General features: G+C 65.7%; 11 protein-coding genes. 6 read left to right on the top strand and 5 right to left on the bottom strand.

Going from position 1 to position 14,656, the window contains the following annotated elements; genetic code table 11:
• The first annotated feature begins 36 nt into the window (after positions 1-36).
• Both MJ8_RS03480 and MJ8_RS03475 read left to right on the top strand, forming a co-directional pair.
• Entirely contained in the window at positions 37-711 is a 675-nt protein-coding gene (locus MJ8_RS03480; RefSeq protein ID WP_201413107.1) for a response regulator transcription factor, read from the top strand.
• Positions 708-2,060, top strand: a complete 1,353-nt coding sequence (locus MJ8_RS03475; RefSeq protein ID WP_201413106.1) for a sensor histidine kinase — start codon at positions 708-710, stop codon at positions 2,058-2,060. Before MJ8_RS03480 ends, MJ8_RS03475 begins: the two co-directional genes overlap by 4 nt.
• A 47-nt stretch (positions 2,061-2,107) precedes the next feature.
• On the opposite strand, the gene MJ8_RS03470 is transcribed toward MJ8_RS03475, so the two are convergent.
• On the bottom strand, positions 2,108-2,872 hold the full coding sequence (locus MJ8_RS03470) for a DeoR/GlpR family DNA-binding transcription regulator (protein ID WP_201413105.1): 765 nt from the start codon (positions 2,870-2,872) through the stop codon (positions 2,108-2,110).
• A 384-nt stretch (positions 2,873-3,256) separates the two neighbouring features.
• Between MJ8_RS03470 and MJ8_RS03465 the strand changes: the two genes are divergently transcribed.
• Positions 3,257-4,141, top strand: a complete 885-nt coding sequence (locus tag MJ8_RS03465; protein WP_201413104.1) for a phosphotransferase family protein — start codon at positions 3,257-3,259, stop codon at positions 4,139-4,141.
• The gene (locus MJ8_RS03460; RefSeq protein WP_201413103.1) at positions 4,138-6,591 is read left to right on the top strand and encodes a GcvT family protein; all 2,454 of its coding nucleotides are present in this window, start codon (positions 4,138-4,140) and stop codon (positions 6,589-6,591) included. The genes MJ8_RS03465 and MJ8_RS03460 overlap by 4 nt, the downstream gene beginning before the upstream one ends.
• Before the next feature lie 15 nt (positions 6,592-6,606).
• Here MJ8_RS03460 and MJ8_RS03455 read toward each other — a convergent pair whose 3' ends face one another.
• Positions 6,607-7,239, bottom strand: coding sequence for a class I SAM-dependent DNA methyltransferase (locus MJ8_RS03455; RefSeq protein ID WP_201413102.1), 633 nt, complete (start codon positions 7,237-7,239; stop codon positions 6,607-6,609).
• Between the two features lie 101 nt (positions 7,240-7,340).
• Here MJ8_RS03455 and MJ8_RS03450 point away from each other — a divergent pair, with 101 nt between their 5' ends.
• Positions 7,341-8,240 carry a phosphotransferase family protein gene (locus MJ8_RS03450; protein WP_201413101.1) on the top strand — a complete coding sequence of 300 codons (900 nt, stop codon included), beginning with the start codon at positions 7,341-7,343 and terminating at the stop codon, positions 8,238-8,240.
• A gap of 3 nt (positions 8,241-8,243) precedes the next feature.
• On the opposite strand, the gene MJ8_RS03445 is transcribed toward MJ8_RS03450, so the two are convergent.
• Both MJ8_RS03445 and MJ8_RS03440 read right to left on the bottom strand, forming a co-directional pair.
• Positions 8,244-9,167 (bottom strand): DMT family transporter, encoded by a 924-nt coding sequence (locus MJ8_RS03445; protein WP_201413100.1) that lies wholly within the window; start codon positions 9,165-9,167, stop codon positions 8,244-8,246.
• 81 nt (positions 9,168-9,248) lie between these two features.
• Entirely contained in the window at positions 9,249-10,529 is a 1,281-nt protein-coding gene (locus MJ8_RS03440; protein ID WP_201413099.1) for an amidohydrolase family protein, read from the bottom strand.
• A 179-nt stretch (positions 10,530-10,708) separates the two neighbouring features.
• Between MJ8_RS03440 and MJ8_RS03435 the strand changes: the two genes are divergently transcribed.
• Positions 10,709-12,463, top strand: a complete 1,755-nt coding sequence (locus MJ8_RS03435) for an ABC transporter ATP-binding protein (RefSeq protein ID WP_201413098.1) — start codon at positions 10,709-10,711, stop codon at positions 12,461-12,463.
• 165 nt (positions 12,464-12,628) lie between these two features.
• Here the strand turns inward: MJ8_RS03435 and ilvD are convergent, their stop codons facing one another.
• Positions 12,629-14,473 (bottom strand): dihydroxy-acid dehydratase, encoded by a 1,845-nt coding sequence (gene ilvD / locus MJ8_RS03430; protein ID WP_201413097.1) that lies wholly within the window; start codon positions 14,471-14,473, stop codon positions 12,629-12,631.
• Positions 14,474-14,656 lie beyond the last annotated feature (183 nt).

Raw genomic sequence — 14,656 nt, 5'->3', positions numbered from 1 at the left:
AAGAATTATAAGAGATGGGACTGCAAGAGGTCTTCAATGCGTATCCTGCTGGTCGAGGACGAGCCGGAAATGGTTTCGGCGCTGCGGGCGGCGCTGAGGCGGCACGACATGGTGGTCGACCATGCCGGCTCGCTGCTGGAAGCGGAAGGGTTCGTCGCCGTCGACGGCTATGACGCGATCCTGCTCGACCGGCAATTGCCGGACGGCGACGGGTTGACGCTGGTGCCTAAGCTTCGCGACGCCAGGAACACGACGCCGGTGCTGATGCTGACGGCACGGGGCGACACCGCCGACAAGGTCGACGGGCTCGACATGGGCGCCGACGACTATCTGGCCAAGCCTTTCGCCTTCGAGGAACTGCTGGCGCGGCTGAGGGCATTGCTGCGACGCCCGGCGGCGATCGAGACGCAGACGATCCGTGCCGGCCATCTTTCCCTCGATGTCGGCCACCGCGAGGCCTCGATCCGCGGCGAGCCGCTCGCCTTGCCGCGCCGCGAATTGCTGGTGCTGGAAGCGCTGATGCGGCGGACGGGGCGCATGGTACAGCGCGAGGCCTTGATGGAGGCCGTGTTCGGGCTGGACGACGAGATCCAGTCCAACGCGCTCGATACCCATGTCTCGCGGCTGCGTCGCAAGCTCAGCGAAGCCGACAGCGGGGTCGTCATCAACGGCATACGCGGCGTCGGCTACCTGCTGCGCGAAACGACATGAAGGTTCGCCGTCCGCGCTCGCTGAAATGGAGCCTGGTGCTGCGCATCGCCATCCTGCAATGCGTGATGCTGACGCTCATCATCGCCGGCATCATCGGCGCAATGCTCGCCACCGGCATCATCCCGCACGACTATGAGGACGGCACGATGGACGTGCTGGCGGATGCGGTGGCGCGCGACGCCAGCGGGGCGCTGGTGCTGAAGGAAAATTCCGATCTGACCAAGCTGCGGTCGGATGTCCCGGACCTCTGGTTCATCATACGCGACAAGGACGGACACCGGCTTCAGCAGGGCACCGTGCCGGTTGCCTACCAACCGTTCGTCGGATTGCTGGACAACATCAGCGATGCCCGCATCGACCTTGCCATCGGCGAAGCCGCGCCGCCGGGCGGCAAGATCCGCTGGACCGACACGGCGGCCGGCAATGTCCAGATCATGAGCGGCACCAAGGGCGAGCTCTCGCTGCTGCGCGTTCTCGGGCAGGCGCCCGCCCTCTTCCTGCAGGGGATCCTGCCGCTGGCCGGGCTGATGGCGCTGGCGACGCTGTTCGCGACGCCCTGGGTGGTGCGCGGCGCGCTTTCCGGCCTCGGCAACGCGGCGCGCGCAGCGGAGCAGATCGAAATCGACAAGCGCGGCGTGCAACTGCCGCTGGACGGCGTGCCGAAGGAAGTCACGCCGCTGGTCGACGCGGTCAACGCCGCCCTGTCGCGCCTCGATGCCGGCTACGCGCGGCACAAGCGGTTCCTGACCGACGCCGCGCATGAGCTCAGGACGCCGATCGCCATCCTCAACACGCGGCTCGCCGCGCTGCCGGCAACGCCCGAACGCGCCAGGCTCCTGCAGGACGCCGCGCGGCTGTCGACGCTGGCCGACCAATTGCTCGACCTGCAGCGGCTCGATCGCCAGGCGGAGCATTTCGGGCCGGTCGACCTGGTCCTCCTTGCCCGCAACGTCGTGGTCGACCTGGCGCCGTTGGCCTTCGCCGCCGGCTACGAAATGGCGTTCGAGCCGGCCAGGGACAAGCTTGTCGTGCGCGGCGACCGCACGGCGATCGAGCGCGCGGTGACCAATCTCGTCCAGAACGCGATCGACCACGGCGGCAAAGCCGGTCGCATCACCATCAGCGTATGCCTGCCCGCGGTTATCGAGGTGCTGGACGAAGGCGACGGCGTGCCGGCATGCGAACGCGAGCGGATATTCGAGCCTTTCTACCGCCTGCACCCGCGGGATCATGGCGCCGGCCTCGGCCTCAACCTTGTCCGCGACCTGATGCAACTGCATGGCGGCAAGGTGGAGGTGCTCGACGGCACGCAAGGCGGAGCCTGCTTCCGGATGATCTTTCCGGCCTGATGTAGCAGTCTTGGTGTTCGGCGAGCTTCCTGTTCCCTCGGGCGGGATCAAGCCGTCGCGATGGTCAGGCGCGCCCCGCCATGGCTCAGCGCGGCGACGATGTCGGGCGGCGGCGGCCGGTCGGTGGCAAGCTCGGAAAAGCCGTCGAAGCCGCAGACCCGGACCAGGCCCTGGCGGCCGAACTTGGTATGGTCGGTGACGACCACCGAGCGCTGGCCGCGCGACAGCACCATACGGGCGAACTCCGCCTCCTCCAGCTCGTAGTCGGTCAGGCCGGCGGCGGCGTCGACCGCGCCGATCGAGATCACCGCATGATCGACCGAAAAACGGCTGACGAACTCGATCGCCGAGATGCCGAAAGCAGCACCCGAATCGCTGCGCAGCTCGCCGCCCGCCATATAGACCTTGTTGCCGTTGACCGTCGCCAGCGTGCGGGCGATGTCGGAGGAATTGGTGACCACCGTCAGCCGGCGGTGCCCTAACAGCTCGCGGGCGAGAAAGGATGTGGTCGTGCCGGTATCGAGCATGATCGCCTCGCCATCGCGGATCGTAGCCGCGACCATCCTGGCGATCAGGCGCTTGGCTTCCGCATTTTCGCGCATGCGCCGCTCGAAAGGCGCCTCGCCCACCATCGAGGCAAGGCCAACGGCGCCATGCATCTTCAGCACCGACCCGTCATCGGCGAGCGGCTTGACGTCGCGCCGCACCGTTTCCAGCGAGACGCCGAGACGTTCGGCGAGGCTGGCGATGCTGATCGTGCCCTCTTCGCTGAGGAGCCGCAGGATTTCGGCATGCCGCTTCGAATGGATCATGGGCTTCCGGGAATTTTGACCGAATTTAAGGTTTTAGCAACGCTTTGAAAGGAGCCGCTTATATTTTCGGGCAAAACACCCAAAAAAGGTCACAGCTTTTGATTGACAGCTCTGCCGCCGCGGCATGAGACTGGTATCGTGACAGGCTCGGAGCTGCCACGGGAGGGTGATGGCAGAGCCGCAACCTAGTGACCAGATCGTCTGGAACCAGCCAGGCGCGAGCTTTTATCGAATCCGCGGGGGCGGATGCCGGGATATTATACCTGGCCAAGGGGCTCGTCGGTGCGGTGCGGGATACCGATCCTGGCGTCTCGCACCGACGAGGCTTTTTTATTTTGTCCCATCGTCGTTTTCCGCGGGACCGGCTGAGGCCGGAGCGAAGCCGTGAGTGCCGAAGACCGCATCCGCGTCCTGCCGTGCTGGAACGGCAGTATCCAGATCGAGCCGCTGCCGGGCGGCCTCAGCAACGCCAACTATGTCGTCACCGATGCGGCCGGGCGGCATGTCGTGCGCTTCGGCCAGGACTTCCCGTTCCACCACGTCTTTCGCGAGCGCGAGGTGATGACGGCGCGTGCGGCGCATGCGGCGGGCTTCGCGCCGGCCGTGCATTATGCCGAGCCCGGCATACTGGTGACGGAATTCCTCGGCGCAAAGACCTTCCTCGCTGAAGACGTGCGGGCCAATCTCGACCGTGTCGCGGGGCTGCTGCGCGGCTTCCATCGCGAGATGCCGAACCACGTCTCCGGCGCCGGCTTCATGTTCTGGGTGTTCCACGTCATCCGCGACTATGCGCGCACGCTGGACGAAGGCGGCAGCCGCAAGAAGGGCGAGCTGCCGCGCTACCTGACCTTGGCGGACGAACTCGAGCGGGCGCAGAAGCTGCTGCCGATCGTCTTCGGGCACAACGATCTTTTGCCGGCCAATATTCTCGACGACGGCAAGCGGCTGTGGCTGATCGATTTCGAATATGCCGGCTTCAACACGGCGATGTTCGATCTCGCCGGCGCCGCCTCCAATGCCGGGCTGAGCGATGACGAATCCTTCGCGTTCCTGACCGCCTATTTCATGAAGGAGCCGGACGGCGAGATCCGCCGTTCGCACGCCGCCATGCAATGTGCCTCGCTGCTGCGCGAGGCGATGTGGAGCATGGTCTCCGAACTTTGTCTCGACGCGCCAGGCATCGACTACGTCGCCTATACCGAGGAAAACCTCGTCCGGCTCGACGCCGCGCTGGAGAACTATCGGACGAAATACGGGACCAAGTCATGACTTTGCCCAGCCATGCCGAAATCGTCGTCATCGGCGGCGGGATCATCGGCTGTTCCACGGCCTATCACCTGGCGCGCGACCACAAGGCGGACGTGGTGCTGCTCGAGCAGGGCAAGCTGACTTCCGGCTCGACCTGGCACGCAGCCGGCCTGGTCGGACAGTTGCGCTCGTCGGCCTCGATCACGCGCGTGCTCAAATATTCGGTCGAACTCTACAAGGGCCTCGAGGCCGAGACTGGCCTGGCGACCGGCTGGAAGATGACCGGCTGCCTGCGGCTGGCGACCAATGCCGACCGCTGGACCGAGTTCAAGCGGCTGGCCACCACTGCCAAGAGCTTCGGCATGGACATGCAGCTTCTGTCACCGGCGGAAGTGAAGCGCATGTGGCCGCTGATGGAGACCGGCGACCTGGTCGGCGCTTCCTGGCTGCCGACCGACGGGCAGGCAAGCCCCTCCGACATCGCCCAGTCGCTGGCCAAGGGCGCGCGCATGCATGGCGCGAAACTGTTCGAGGACGTGCGCGTCACCGGTTTTGCGATGAAGGATGGCCGCATCGCGGCGGTGAGGACTTCAAAAGGCGACATCGCCTGCGACAAGGTGGTGAACTGCGCCGGGCAATGGGCGCGGCAGGTCGGCGCGATGGCCGGTATCAACGTGCCGCTGCAGCCGGTCAAGCACCAGTACATCATCACCGAGAAGATCGAAGGGTTGGCCGCCGACGCGCCGACGATCCGCGACCCCGACCGCCGCACCTATTTCAAGGAGGAGGTCGGCGGGCTGGTCATGGGCGGCTATGAGCCCAACCCGCAGCCCTGGGCGACCGGACTTCCCGGCGGCGACGTCCCCAACGACTGGGAGTTCCGCCTGTTCGACGACGACTACGATCATTTCGAGCAGCATATGAGCCAGGCGATCGCGCGTGTTCCGGCGCTGCAAACCGCCGGCGTCAAGCAGATGATCAACGGGCCCGAAAGCTTCACGCCGGACGGCAATTTCATCCTCGGCGTCGCGCCGGAATGCGCGAATATGTTCGTCGGGGCCGGCTTCAACGCCTTCGGCATCGCATCCGGCGGCGGCGCCGGCTGGGTGCTGGCGCAATGGGTGGTGGACGGCGAGGCGCCGCTCGACCTGTGGGTGGTCGACATCAGGCGCTTCTCCAGCCTCTATCGCGACCGCGACTGGGTCCGCGACCGCACGCTGGAAGCCTATGGCAAGCATTACACGATCGGCTTCCCGCACGAGGAATATCTATCCGGGCGTCCGCGCATCGTCTCGCCGCTCTATGAGCGGCTGAAGACGCACCGCGCAGTGTTCGGCTCCAAGCTCGGCTGGGAAAGGCCGAACTGGTTCGCGCCCGAAGGGATGGAGCCCGAAGATGCCTATTCGATGGGCCGCCAGAACTGGTTCGGCGCTGTCGGCGAGGAGCACCGGCACGTGCGCGAGAAGGTCGGCATCTTCGACCAATCCTCCTTCGCCAAATACGAGCTGACGGGCTCGGACGCGTCGAAGGCGCTCGACTGGATCTGCGCCAACGACATCAACAAACCGGTCGGACGGCTGACCTACACGCAGCTTCTCAACACGCGCGGCGGCATAGAGGCCGATCTCACCGTGTCGCGGCTCGGCGAGGACCGGTTCTACATCGTTACCGGCACCGGCTTCCGCACGCATGACCTGTCCTGGATAAGCGATCATATCGGCTCCGGCCTCGACGCCAGGCTGAAGGACGTCACGGAGGAGTACGGCACGCTGTCGCTGATGGGGCCCTGCGCCCGCGACGTGCTGTCTGCGGTGACGGAGGCCGATGTCTCGAATGCCGCCTTCCCCTTCGGCCATGCTCGCGAAATCCAGATTGCCGGCCACAACGTGAAGGCGCTTCGCGTCACCTATGTCGGCGAGCTCGGCTGGGAGCTGCATGTGCCGATCGCGGCAACCGGCGAGGTTTTCGATGCGCTGATGACGGCGGGCAAGGCGCATGGCATTCGCCCGGTCGGCTACCGGGCGCTGGAGTCGCTCAGGCTGGAAAAGGGCTACCGCGCCTGGGGCTCCGACATCACGCCGAACGACACGCCGCTGGAAGCGGGGCTCGGCTGGGCGGTGAAGCTTCGCAAGAACACCGACTTCGTCGGACGGAGAGCGCTGGAGAAAGCGGCCGGCAAGGCGCCGACGAAGCGATTTGCCGGCTTCACGGTGGACGACCCTGACATCGTGCTGGTCGGGCGCGAGACGATCCTGCGCGATGGCGAGCCCGTCGGCTACCTCACCAGCGGCGGGTATGGCTACACGGTGGAGAAGAACATCGGCTATGGCTATGTGCGCAATGCCGAGGGCATCAGCGACGCGTTTCTCGCCTCGGGCGACTACGAGCTGGTGGTGGCGATGGAGCGCACGCCGGCAAAAATCCATCTCGAGGCGCTGTACGACCCGGCCGGGACGAAGATAAAGGCCTGATCCGCGCAGCGCGGGTCAGCCGACGCGCAGCGCCAGACAACGGCTCGGCACGGTGTCGCCCTCGCCGGGCATCGAGGCATAGGGCCGTGTCTCTTCGAGGCGGCTTATCGCACCGCGGGCTTCCAGCTCGGCGATCCGCTCCGCGAAACCGGCATCCCACAGCGTGTTCTTTACCGTCAGCACGATGACGCCGCCCGGGCGGCAGATGCGGATCAGTTCGTCCAGGCCCTCGACCCCGACATGGCCCGAGGTGAAGACACCCGCCGAAATGACGCCGGCATAGGCGCCGTCGGCGAAGGGCAGAGCATCGCCCATCGCCAGGCGGTGCAGCGCCGCGTAGACGCCCTTGGCGCCGGCCTTGTCCAGCATGCCTTGCGAGATGTCGAGCGCCTCGACCCTCGGATAGCCGGTGATGGCGAGCCACTCGCCGATCAGGCCGGTGCCGGCGCCGGCGTCGAGCAAGGGTTCGGCGGCGCGCGGCAGGTGGCGGGCCAGCAGCGCCAGGCAGATCGTCGGATGGCGATAGCCGGCGGCCGACATGTCGGCGTCGTACGTCTCGGCCCAACTGTCATAGACCGCGGCGACCTCGTCCGGCCGGGTCGCGGCATAGGCCGCGCTTAGTGAGCCGTTGTGCTTGCCGTCCGTCATCGTCGCCCCTCGAAGCCGATTCACCTGCAAAGGATCATAGCCAAGCCGCTAAAACTGTGGAACCGTCCGAGCCAGAAGAATGGCGTGAACGGGGACACGACATGACCGACGAGCTGCACGCAGCGCTGGCGGCCATACCGGTGCTGGCAGGGTATGACGGACCGCTGGAACGTCTGGGAGGCCTGACCAATAGGGTCTACCGGGCCGGCGGAGCGTGTCTGCGCATTCCCGGCAAGGGTACCGAAGAATATATCAACCGCGCCAACGAGGCAGTGGCGGCGCGCGAGGCGGCCAAGGCCGGCGTCAGCCCAGAGGTGCTCTATTTCGATCCCGCATCCGGCCTGATGGCGACGCGCTTCATCGCCGGCGCCGAGACGATGTCGCCGGAGAAATTCAAGGCGCGGCCGGGCAGCCCCGCGCGGGCAGGCCAAGCCTTCCGCAAGCTGCATTCATCGGGCGCCGTCTTTCCCTTCCGCTTCGAGCTGTTTGCCATGATCGACGACTATCTAAGAGTGCTGTCGACCAAGGATGTCGCGCTGCCTTCGGGCTATCACGACGTGGTGAGCGAGGCGGACAGCGTGCGGGACGCGCTCGCCGCCCATCCGATCCCGCTCGCCGCCTGCCATTGCGATCCGCTGTGCGAGAACTTCCTCGATACGGGCGATCGCATGTGGATCGTCGACTGGGAATATTCCGGCATGAACGATCCGCTGTGGGACCTCGGCGACCTCTCGGTCGAGGGCAGGTTCGATGCGGGCCAGGACGAGGAATTGATGCGCGCCTATTTCGGCGGCGAGGCGCGGCCGGCAGAGCGCGGCCGCGTCGTCATCTATAAGGCGATGTGCGACCTGCTCTGGACGCTGTGGGGACTGATCCAGCTCGCCAACGACAATCCGGCCGACGATTTCCGCGCCTATGCCGACGGCCGCTTCGCCCGCTGTAAGGCGCTGATGGAAACGGCGGAGTTTTCACTGCATCTGGCGTCTGTTCGCGCCGGCTAGGTCCTAATTCACGCCCTTCGGCACGTTCTCGGGCGGCACCTCGGTCTCAACCACCTTCTGACGATGGAAGATGAACAGGCCGGCAAGCACGACGATCGCCGCGCCGATCAATATGCGCGGCCCCGGGACATCGCCGAAGAACACGAGGCCGAAGACCACAGCCCATAGGAGCAGCGTGTAATGCAGCGGCGCCAGCGTCGAGGCCGGCGCCAGCTTCAGCGCCCTCGTGATCATCAGATGCGCGGCGCAGGAGACGACGCCGAGCAGCAGCATGGCGCCGAAATCGAGGGCCGAGGGCGTGCGCCAGGTGCCGATGGTAAGCACGCCGCCGACGACCAGCGTGCCGATCGTCTGCCAGGTGACCAAGGTCGTGTCGCTGGTGCCGCGCAGGAGGCGGCCGAGGATGATGGCGAAGCCGAAGGCGATGCTGCCCACCAGCGCGAAGCCGGATGACATGGAGAAAGCCGCGGAGGACGGCTTCAGGATGATCAGCACGCCGCAGAAGCCGACCAGGATTGCCAGCCAGCGCCGCCAGCCGACCTTTTCGCCGAGCAAGAGGTGCGACAGCGCCGCGACATAGATCGGGCCGGCCATATAGAAGCTCATCACGTCGGCCAGCGGCAGGTAGACGACCGCGGCGTAGAAAAGCCCGGTATCGGTGGTGGTGGCCACGACGCGCAGGACCTGCAACAGCGGCCGGTCCATGTGGAACAGCTTGCCAGTGCCCTGGTTGGCGATCATCGGGCCGAGCACGATGAAGGCGCCGATCGAGCGGATCAGCACCACTTGTCCGACCGAGAAGGAGGCGACCAGCCATTTGCCCATCGCGTCGTTCAGCGCGAACATGAAGTCGCCGGCCAGCATCAAAAGGATGCCGGCGAGCAACATGTTCCTGATCGTGAAATTGCGGGCGATGGTCTGGACCATGCCGCTCCCTAGCCGCAAGCGGCCGGTTTGACGAGGGAAATCCGGAGCATCGGTAAGACCAGCGGCGGAAATCGGCTGGTTCTAGCCCGCCTTATGCCGCCGGTTGACCTGCGCCGGCCGGCCCGTAATCGACAGCCTGGTCTCCTGTTTCGTCCGCTCAGCCACCACCTTGCCCCTGGCGATGACGCAAAGGCGCTCCGGACGCAGGCGCACGGCCTCGATCGCATTGCCGGCGTCGAGCACGACGAGGCTGGCGCGCTTGCCGACGGCGAGGCCGAGATGGTCGAGACCCATGATGGCGGCGTTGACGTTGGTGACCATGTCGAAGCAGCGCGCCATGTCGGCCGGGCTCGACATCTGCGCCACGTGCAGGCCCATGAAGGCGACGTCGAGCATGTCGGCGGTGCCCAGCGAATACCAGGGGTCGAGCACGCAATCCTGGCCCCAGCCGACGCGGATGCCGAGCGCCAGCATCTCCTTGACCCGGGTCAGGCCGCGCCGCTTCGGAAAGGTGTCGTGGCGCCCCTGCAGCATGATGTTGATCAGCGGGTTGGGGATTGCCGAGACGCCGGCCTCCGCGATCAGAGGCAGGAGCTTCGAGACGTAGTAATTATCCATCGAATGCATGGAGGTGAGATGCGAGCCGGCCACCCTGCCCTGCAGGCCGAGGCGCTGGGTTTCATAGGCCAGTTGCTCGATATGGCGCGACAGCGGATCGTCGGTCTCGTCGCAATGCATGTCGACCATCAGGCCGCGTTTGGCGGCGATCTCGCAAAGCTCCGTCACCGAGCGCGTGCCGTCGGCCATGGTGCGCTCGAAATGCGGGATGCCGCCGACGATGTCGACGCCCATGTCGAGCGCCCGGACAGTGTTCTTCAACGCCGTCGGCGAGCGATAGAGGCCGTCCTGCGGAAAGGCGACGAGCTGCAGGTCGATATAGGGCGCGACGCTTTTCTTGACGTCGAGCAGGGCTTCCACCGCGAGCAGCCGGTCGTCGCAGACATCGACATGCGTGCGGATGGCGAGCAGGCCCATCGACACGGCCCAGTCGCAATAGGCGAGCGCGCGCTCGCGCACGGCCTCATGCGTCAGCAGCGGCTTCAGTTCGCCCCAGAGCGCGATGCCTTCGAGAAGCGTGCCCGATGCGTTGATGCGCGGAATGCCGTAGGAAAGCGTGGCGTCCATGTGGAAATGCGGGTCGACGAAGGGCGGCGAGACCAGATTGCCGCGGGCGTCGATCTCGGTCGGCGCGGAGCCCGGCAGTTTCTGCTCGATCGCGCGGATGGTCTCGCCGGCAATGCCGATATCGGCAATCCTGCCATCCGGCAGCGTGCCGCCGCGCACGATCAGGTCGAAATCCATCCGTCGTCACCCCTTTCTCCAAGAATCTGTATTCATCGTGGCCGAAAAGTCAGCCTGGCGCAGCCTTTTCTTTCGCCTGCGGCCGAAAGGTTCCATCGCGCCGCAACTCGCTCTATAAGCCGCCTCTCGCCCTCGTGGCGAATCCGAAATTCTTTGCAAGCCAGACACAGGATCGGCCGTTGTTTCGCTTCTTCCGCTCGACGGAAAACCAACGCCTTATTGCCAGGCTGGTGAGGGAATCCTTCCACGAGCATAAATTCGGCTATGGCGCGGCCATCCTGTCGATGCTGGTGGTGGCCGCCATGACCGGCGCCAGCGCCTGGATCCTGCGCGAGATCACCAACGAATTCGTCGTCTTCAAGAGGCTCGACCGCGTCAACCTGATCGCGGCGGGCGTCGCGGCGATCTTCCTGCTCAAGGGCTTTGCCAGCTTCGTCCAGGCCTATTTCATGAGCCGCGTCGGCAACGCCATCATCGCCGACCGGCAGCGCCGGATTTATGACCGGATCCTGGCGCAAGGCATCGAATTCTACCATTCGACCTCGTCGGCCGACCTGATCGCCCGCATGACCAACAACGCGCAGGCCGCGCGTAGCGTGCTCGACCTCGTCGTCACCTCCTATGTGCGCGACCTGGTGACGTTGATCGTCCTGGTCGGAGTCATGGTCTGGCAACAGCCGGCGCTGTCGCTGATCTGCTTCGTCGTCGGCCCGGTGGCGATCTATGGCGTCAACCGCATCCTCAAACGCGTGCGCAAGATCGCGGCGATGGAATTCGTCTCGCTCGGCCAGATCGTGCATGTGATGCAGGAGACGGCGATCGGCGTGCGCGTCGTCAAATCCTTCAATCTCGAAGCCGCGATGCGCAAGCGCATGCACAAGGCGGTGGCGGACGTCGAAACCCGCGCCAACAACATCGCGACGTTGGAAGCCGCCACAAGTCCGGTGATGGAAACGCTGGCGGGGCTGGCGATCGCCGGCGCAGTGCTGGTCAGCGGCCTGCTGGTGCTGCAGGGCGGCCAGATGCCCGGCAACATCATGGCCTTCATCGCGGCGCTTCTGCTGGCCTATGAGCCGGCGAAGCGGCTGGCGCGCGTGCGCATTTCGCTGGAGACCGGCATCGTCGGCGTGCGCATGATGTTCCAACTTGCCGACCGGCCGCTGACGCTCGCCGAGAAACCCGGCGCCACGCCGCTGCAACCCGGGCCGGGCGAAATCCGCTTCGACAATGTGAGCTTCGCCTATCCCGAAAGCCCGCCGGTGTTCGAGGGCCTGAACCTGACGCTGGCCGCCGGCAAGATGACGGCGCTCGTCGGACCCTCGGGTAGCGGCAAGTCGACGATTCTCAACCTGATCATGCGCATGTACGACCCGCAGACCGGCAGGGTGATGTTCGACGGCCAGGACATCTCGTTCGCGACGCTGGATTCGCTCAGGCAGAGGATCGCCTATGTCAGCCAGGACACGTTCCTGTTCGCCGGCACCATCATCAACAATATCCGCCTCGGCCGCGAAGGTGCGACCGACGAGGAGGTGATCGCCGCCGCCAAGGCCGCCAACGCGCATGAGTTCATCAGCGCGATGGCCAAGGGCTACGACACGGAGGTCGGCGAAAACGGCTCGCTGCTCTCCGGCGGCCAGCGCCAGCGCATCTCGATCGCACGCGCCATGCTGCGCAACGCCGAGATCCTGTTGCTCGACGAGGCGACCAGCGCGCTCGACGCCGAGTCGGAAGCGCTGTTCCGCGACGCGCTGCAGCAACTGACCGCCGGGCGCACGACGATCGTCATCGCGCACCGGCTTTCCACGGTGCATCAGGCCGACACGATCGTGGTGCTGGAAAAGGGCAAAGTGCTGGAGAGCGGCCCGCACAAGACCCTGCTCAAGCAGGGCGGGCTCTATCAGAAGCTTTATGAGTATCAGCTGATGCCGTGACGGAGCGCCCCCTTCTCCCCTTGTGGGAGAAGGTGTCGCCGAAGGCGACGGATGAGGGGTGTTCCAGATGCCACCAGCGTCTCACTCCGCTGGAACACCCCTCATCCGTCTCGGCGCTGCGCGCCGATCCACCTTCTCCCACAAGGGGAGAAGGGGGAGCCCAGCCTACTCCGGCACTTTCCTGACAGCGCCCTTGTCGGCGCTCGTGGCGAAGGCGGCGTAGGCGCGCAGCGCCGTCGTTACCTTGCGCTTGCGCTTCTCGGCGGGCTTCCAGGCGTCGGCGCCCTTGGCGTTCATCGCCGCCCGCCGCGCGTCGAGCTCGGCGTCGCTGATGGCGAGGCGGATGGTGCGGTTGGGAATGTCTATCTCGATCGTATCGCCTTCCTGGACCAGGCCGATCGCGCCGCCCTCGGCGGCTTCGGGCGAAACATGGCCGATCGACAGGCCCGACGTGCCGCCGGAGAAGCGGCCGTCGGTGATCAGCGCGCAGGCTTTGCCGAGGCCCTTCGATTTCAGATAGCTGGTGGGGTAGAGCATCTCCTGCATGCCTGGACCACCGCGCGGCCCTTCATAGCGGATGACGACGATGTCGCCCGCTTTGATCTCGTTGCCGAGGATCGCCTTGACGGAGGCGTCCTGGCTTTCGAAGACGCGGGCCGGGCCGGTGAATTTCAGGATCGACTCGTCGACGCCGGCGGTCTTCACGATGCAGCCGTCGAGGGCCAGATTGCCTTTCAGCACGGCAAGGCCGCCGTCCTTGGAGAACGGCGTCTTGGCCGAGCGGATGACGCCTTTCTCACGATCAAGATCAAGCTCGTCCCAGCGGCGGTCCTGGCTGAAAGCGACCTGCGTCGGCACGCCGCCGGGGGCGGCGCGGAAGAACTCGCGGACATTCTCGGCCGAGGTGCGGGCAATGTCCCAATGGTCGAGCGCTTCGCCGAGCGTGGCGGTGTGCACGGTCGGCAGGTCGCGGTTGATCAGCCCGGCCTGGTCGAGCTGGCCGAGGATCGCCATGATGCCGCCGGCGCGGTGGACGTCCTCCATGTGCACGTCGGACTTGGCCGGCGCCACTTTGCACAGCACCGGCACTTTCCGCGACAAGCGGTCGATGTCTTCCATGGTGAAGTCGACCTCGCCCTCATGGGCGGCGGCCAGGATATGCAGCACCGTGTTGGTCGAGCCCCCCATGGCGATGTCGAGGGCCATGGCATTCTCGAACGCGCCCTTGGAGGCGATGCTGCGCGGCAGGGCGCTTTCGTCGTCCTGCTCGTAATAGCGCTGGGCGAGATCGACGATCAGATGACCGGCCTCGACGAACAGCCGCTTGCGGTCCGCGTGAGTGGCCAAGGTCGAGCCGTTGCCGGGAAGCGACAGGCCTAGCGCCTCGGTCAGGCAGTTCATCGAATTGGCGGTGAACATGCCGGAGCACGAACCGCAGGTCGGACAGGCCGAGCGCTCGATGACCTTCACGTCCTCGTCGGAGATCCTGTCGTCGGCGGCCGCGACCATGGCGTCGACCAGGTCGAGCGCCTGCGCCTTGCCGGCCAGCACCACCTTGCCGGCCTCCATCGGGCCGCCGGAGACGAAGACGGTCGGGATGTTGAGGCGGAGCGAGGCCATCAGCATGCCGGGGGTGATCTTGTCGCAGTTGGAGATGCAGACCATGGCGTCGGCGCAATGCGCGTTGACCATGTATTCGACGGAATCGGCGATCAGCTCGCGCGACGGCAGCGAATAGAGCATGCCGTCATGGCCCATGGCGATGCCGTCATCGACCGCGATGGTGTTGAATTCCTTGGCGACGCCGCCGGCCTTCTCGATCTCGCGCGCGACGAGCTGGCCGAGATCCTTCAGATGCACGTGGCCCGGCACGAACTGGGTGAAGGAATTGACCACGGCGATGATCGGCTTGCCGAAATCCGAATCTTTCATGCCCGTGGCGCGCCACAGGCCGCGGGCGCCGGCCATGTTGCGGCCATGGGTGGTGGTGCGGGAACGATAGGCAGGCATCGTATTGTCCTTGCTGGCTGGCCGCGCCGACGCGCGGCGGGCGGCGCTCAATTTAGTCGGCAGCGGTTATAGCGGCCATGATCCGGCCTGACCACAATTTTGCGCTGCACCAGCACGCCTCCGGAAATTTAAGCTGTTCAGGAAATTTTGCAGCCGCTGTCGGATAATGCCTCGCCGAGCCGT

Origin of the sequence: Mesorhizobium sp. J8, from assembly GCF_016591715.1 — a bacterium.
Classification (GTDB): domain Bacteria; phylum Pseudomonadota; class Alphaproteobacteria; order Rhizobiales; family Rhizobiaceae; genus Mesorhizobium.
This window is presented reverse-complemented; position numbering and strand designations above follow the sequence as displayed.

What these genes read in the sequence shown, in the direction of transcription:
- MJ8_RS03480 (WP_201413107.1), top strand. Translation starts at nt 37, where the DNA reads ATGCGTATCCTGCTGGTCGAGGACGAGCCGGAAATGGTTTCGGCGCTG.
- MJ8_RS03445 (WP_201413100.1), bottom strand. Translation starts at nt 9,167, where the DNA reads ATGGTCCAGACCATCGCCCGCAATTTCACGATCAGGAACATGTTGCTC.
- ilvD (WP_201413097.1), bottom strand. Translation starts at nt 14,473, where the DNA reads ATGCCTGCCTATCGTTCCCGCACCACCACCCATGGCCGCAACATGGCC.
- MJ8_RS03460 (WP_201413103.1), top strand. Translation starts at nt 4,138, where the DNA reads ATGACTTTGCCCAGCCATGCCGAAATCGTCGTCATCGGCGGCGGGATC.
- MJ8_RS03475 (WP_201413106.1), top strand. Translation starts at nt 708, where the DNA reads ATGAAGGTTCGCCGTCCGCGCTCGCTGAAATGGAGCCTGGTGCTGCGC.
- MJ8_RS03470 (WP_201413105.1), bottom strand. Translation starts at nt 2,872, where the DNA reads ATGATCCATTCGAAGCGGCATGCCGAAATCCTGCGGCTCCTCAGCGAA.
- MJ8_RS03455 (WP_201413102.1), bottom strand. Translation starts at nt 7,239, where the DNA reads ATGACGGACGGCAAGCACAACGGCTCACTAAGCGCGGCCTATGCCGCG.
- MJ8_RS03450 (WP_201413101.1), top strand. Translation starts at nt 7,341, where the DNA reads ATGACCGACGAGCTGCACGCAGCGCTGGCGGCCATACCGGTGCTGGCA.
- MJ8_RS03440 (WP_201413099.1), bottom strand. Translation starts at nt 10,529, where the DNA reads ATGGATTTCGACCTGATCGTGCGCGGCGGCACGCTGCCGGATGGCAGG.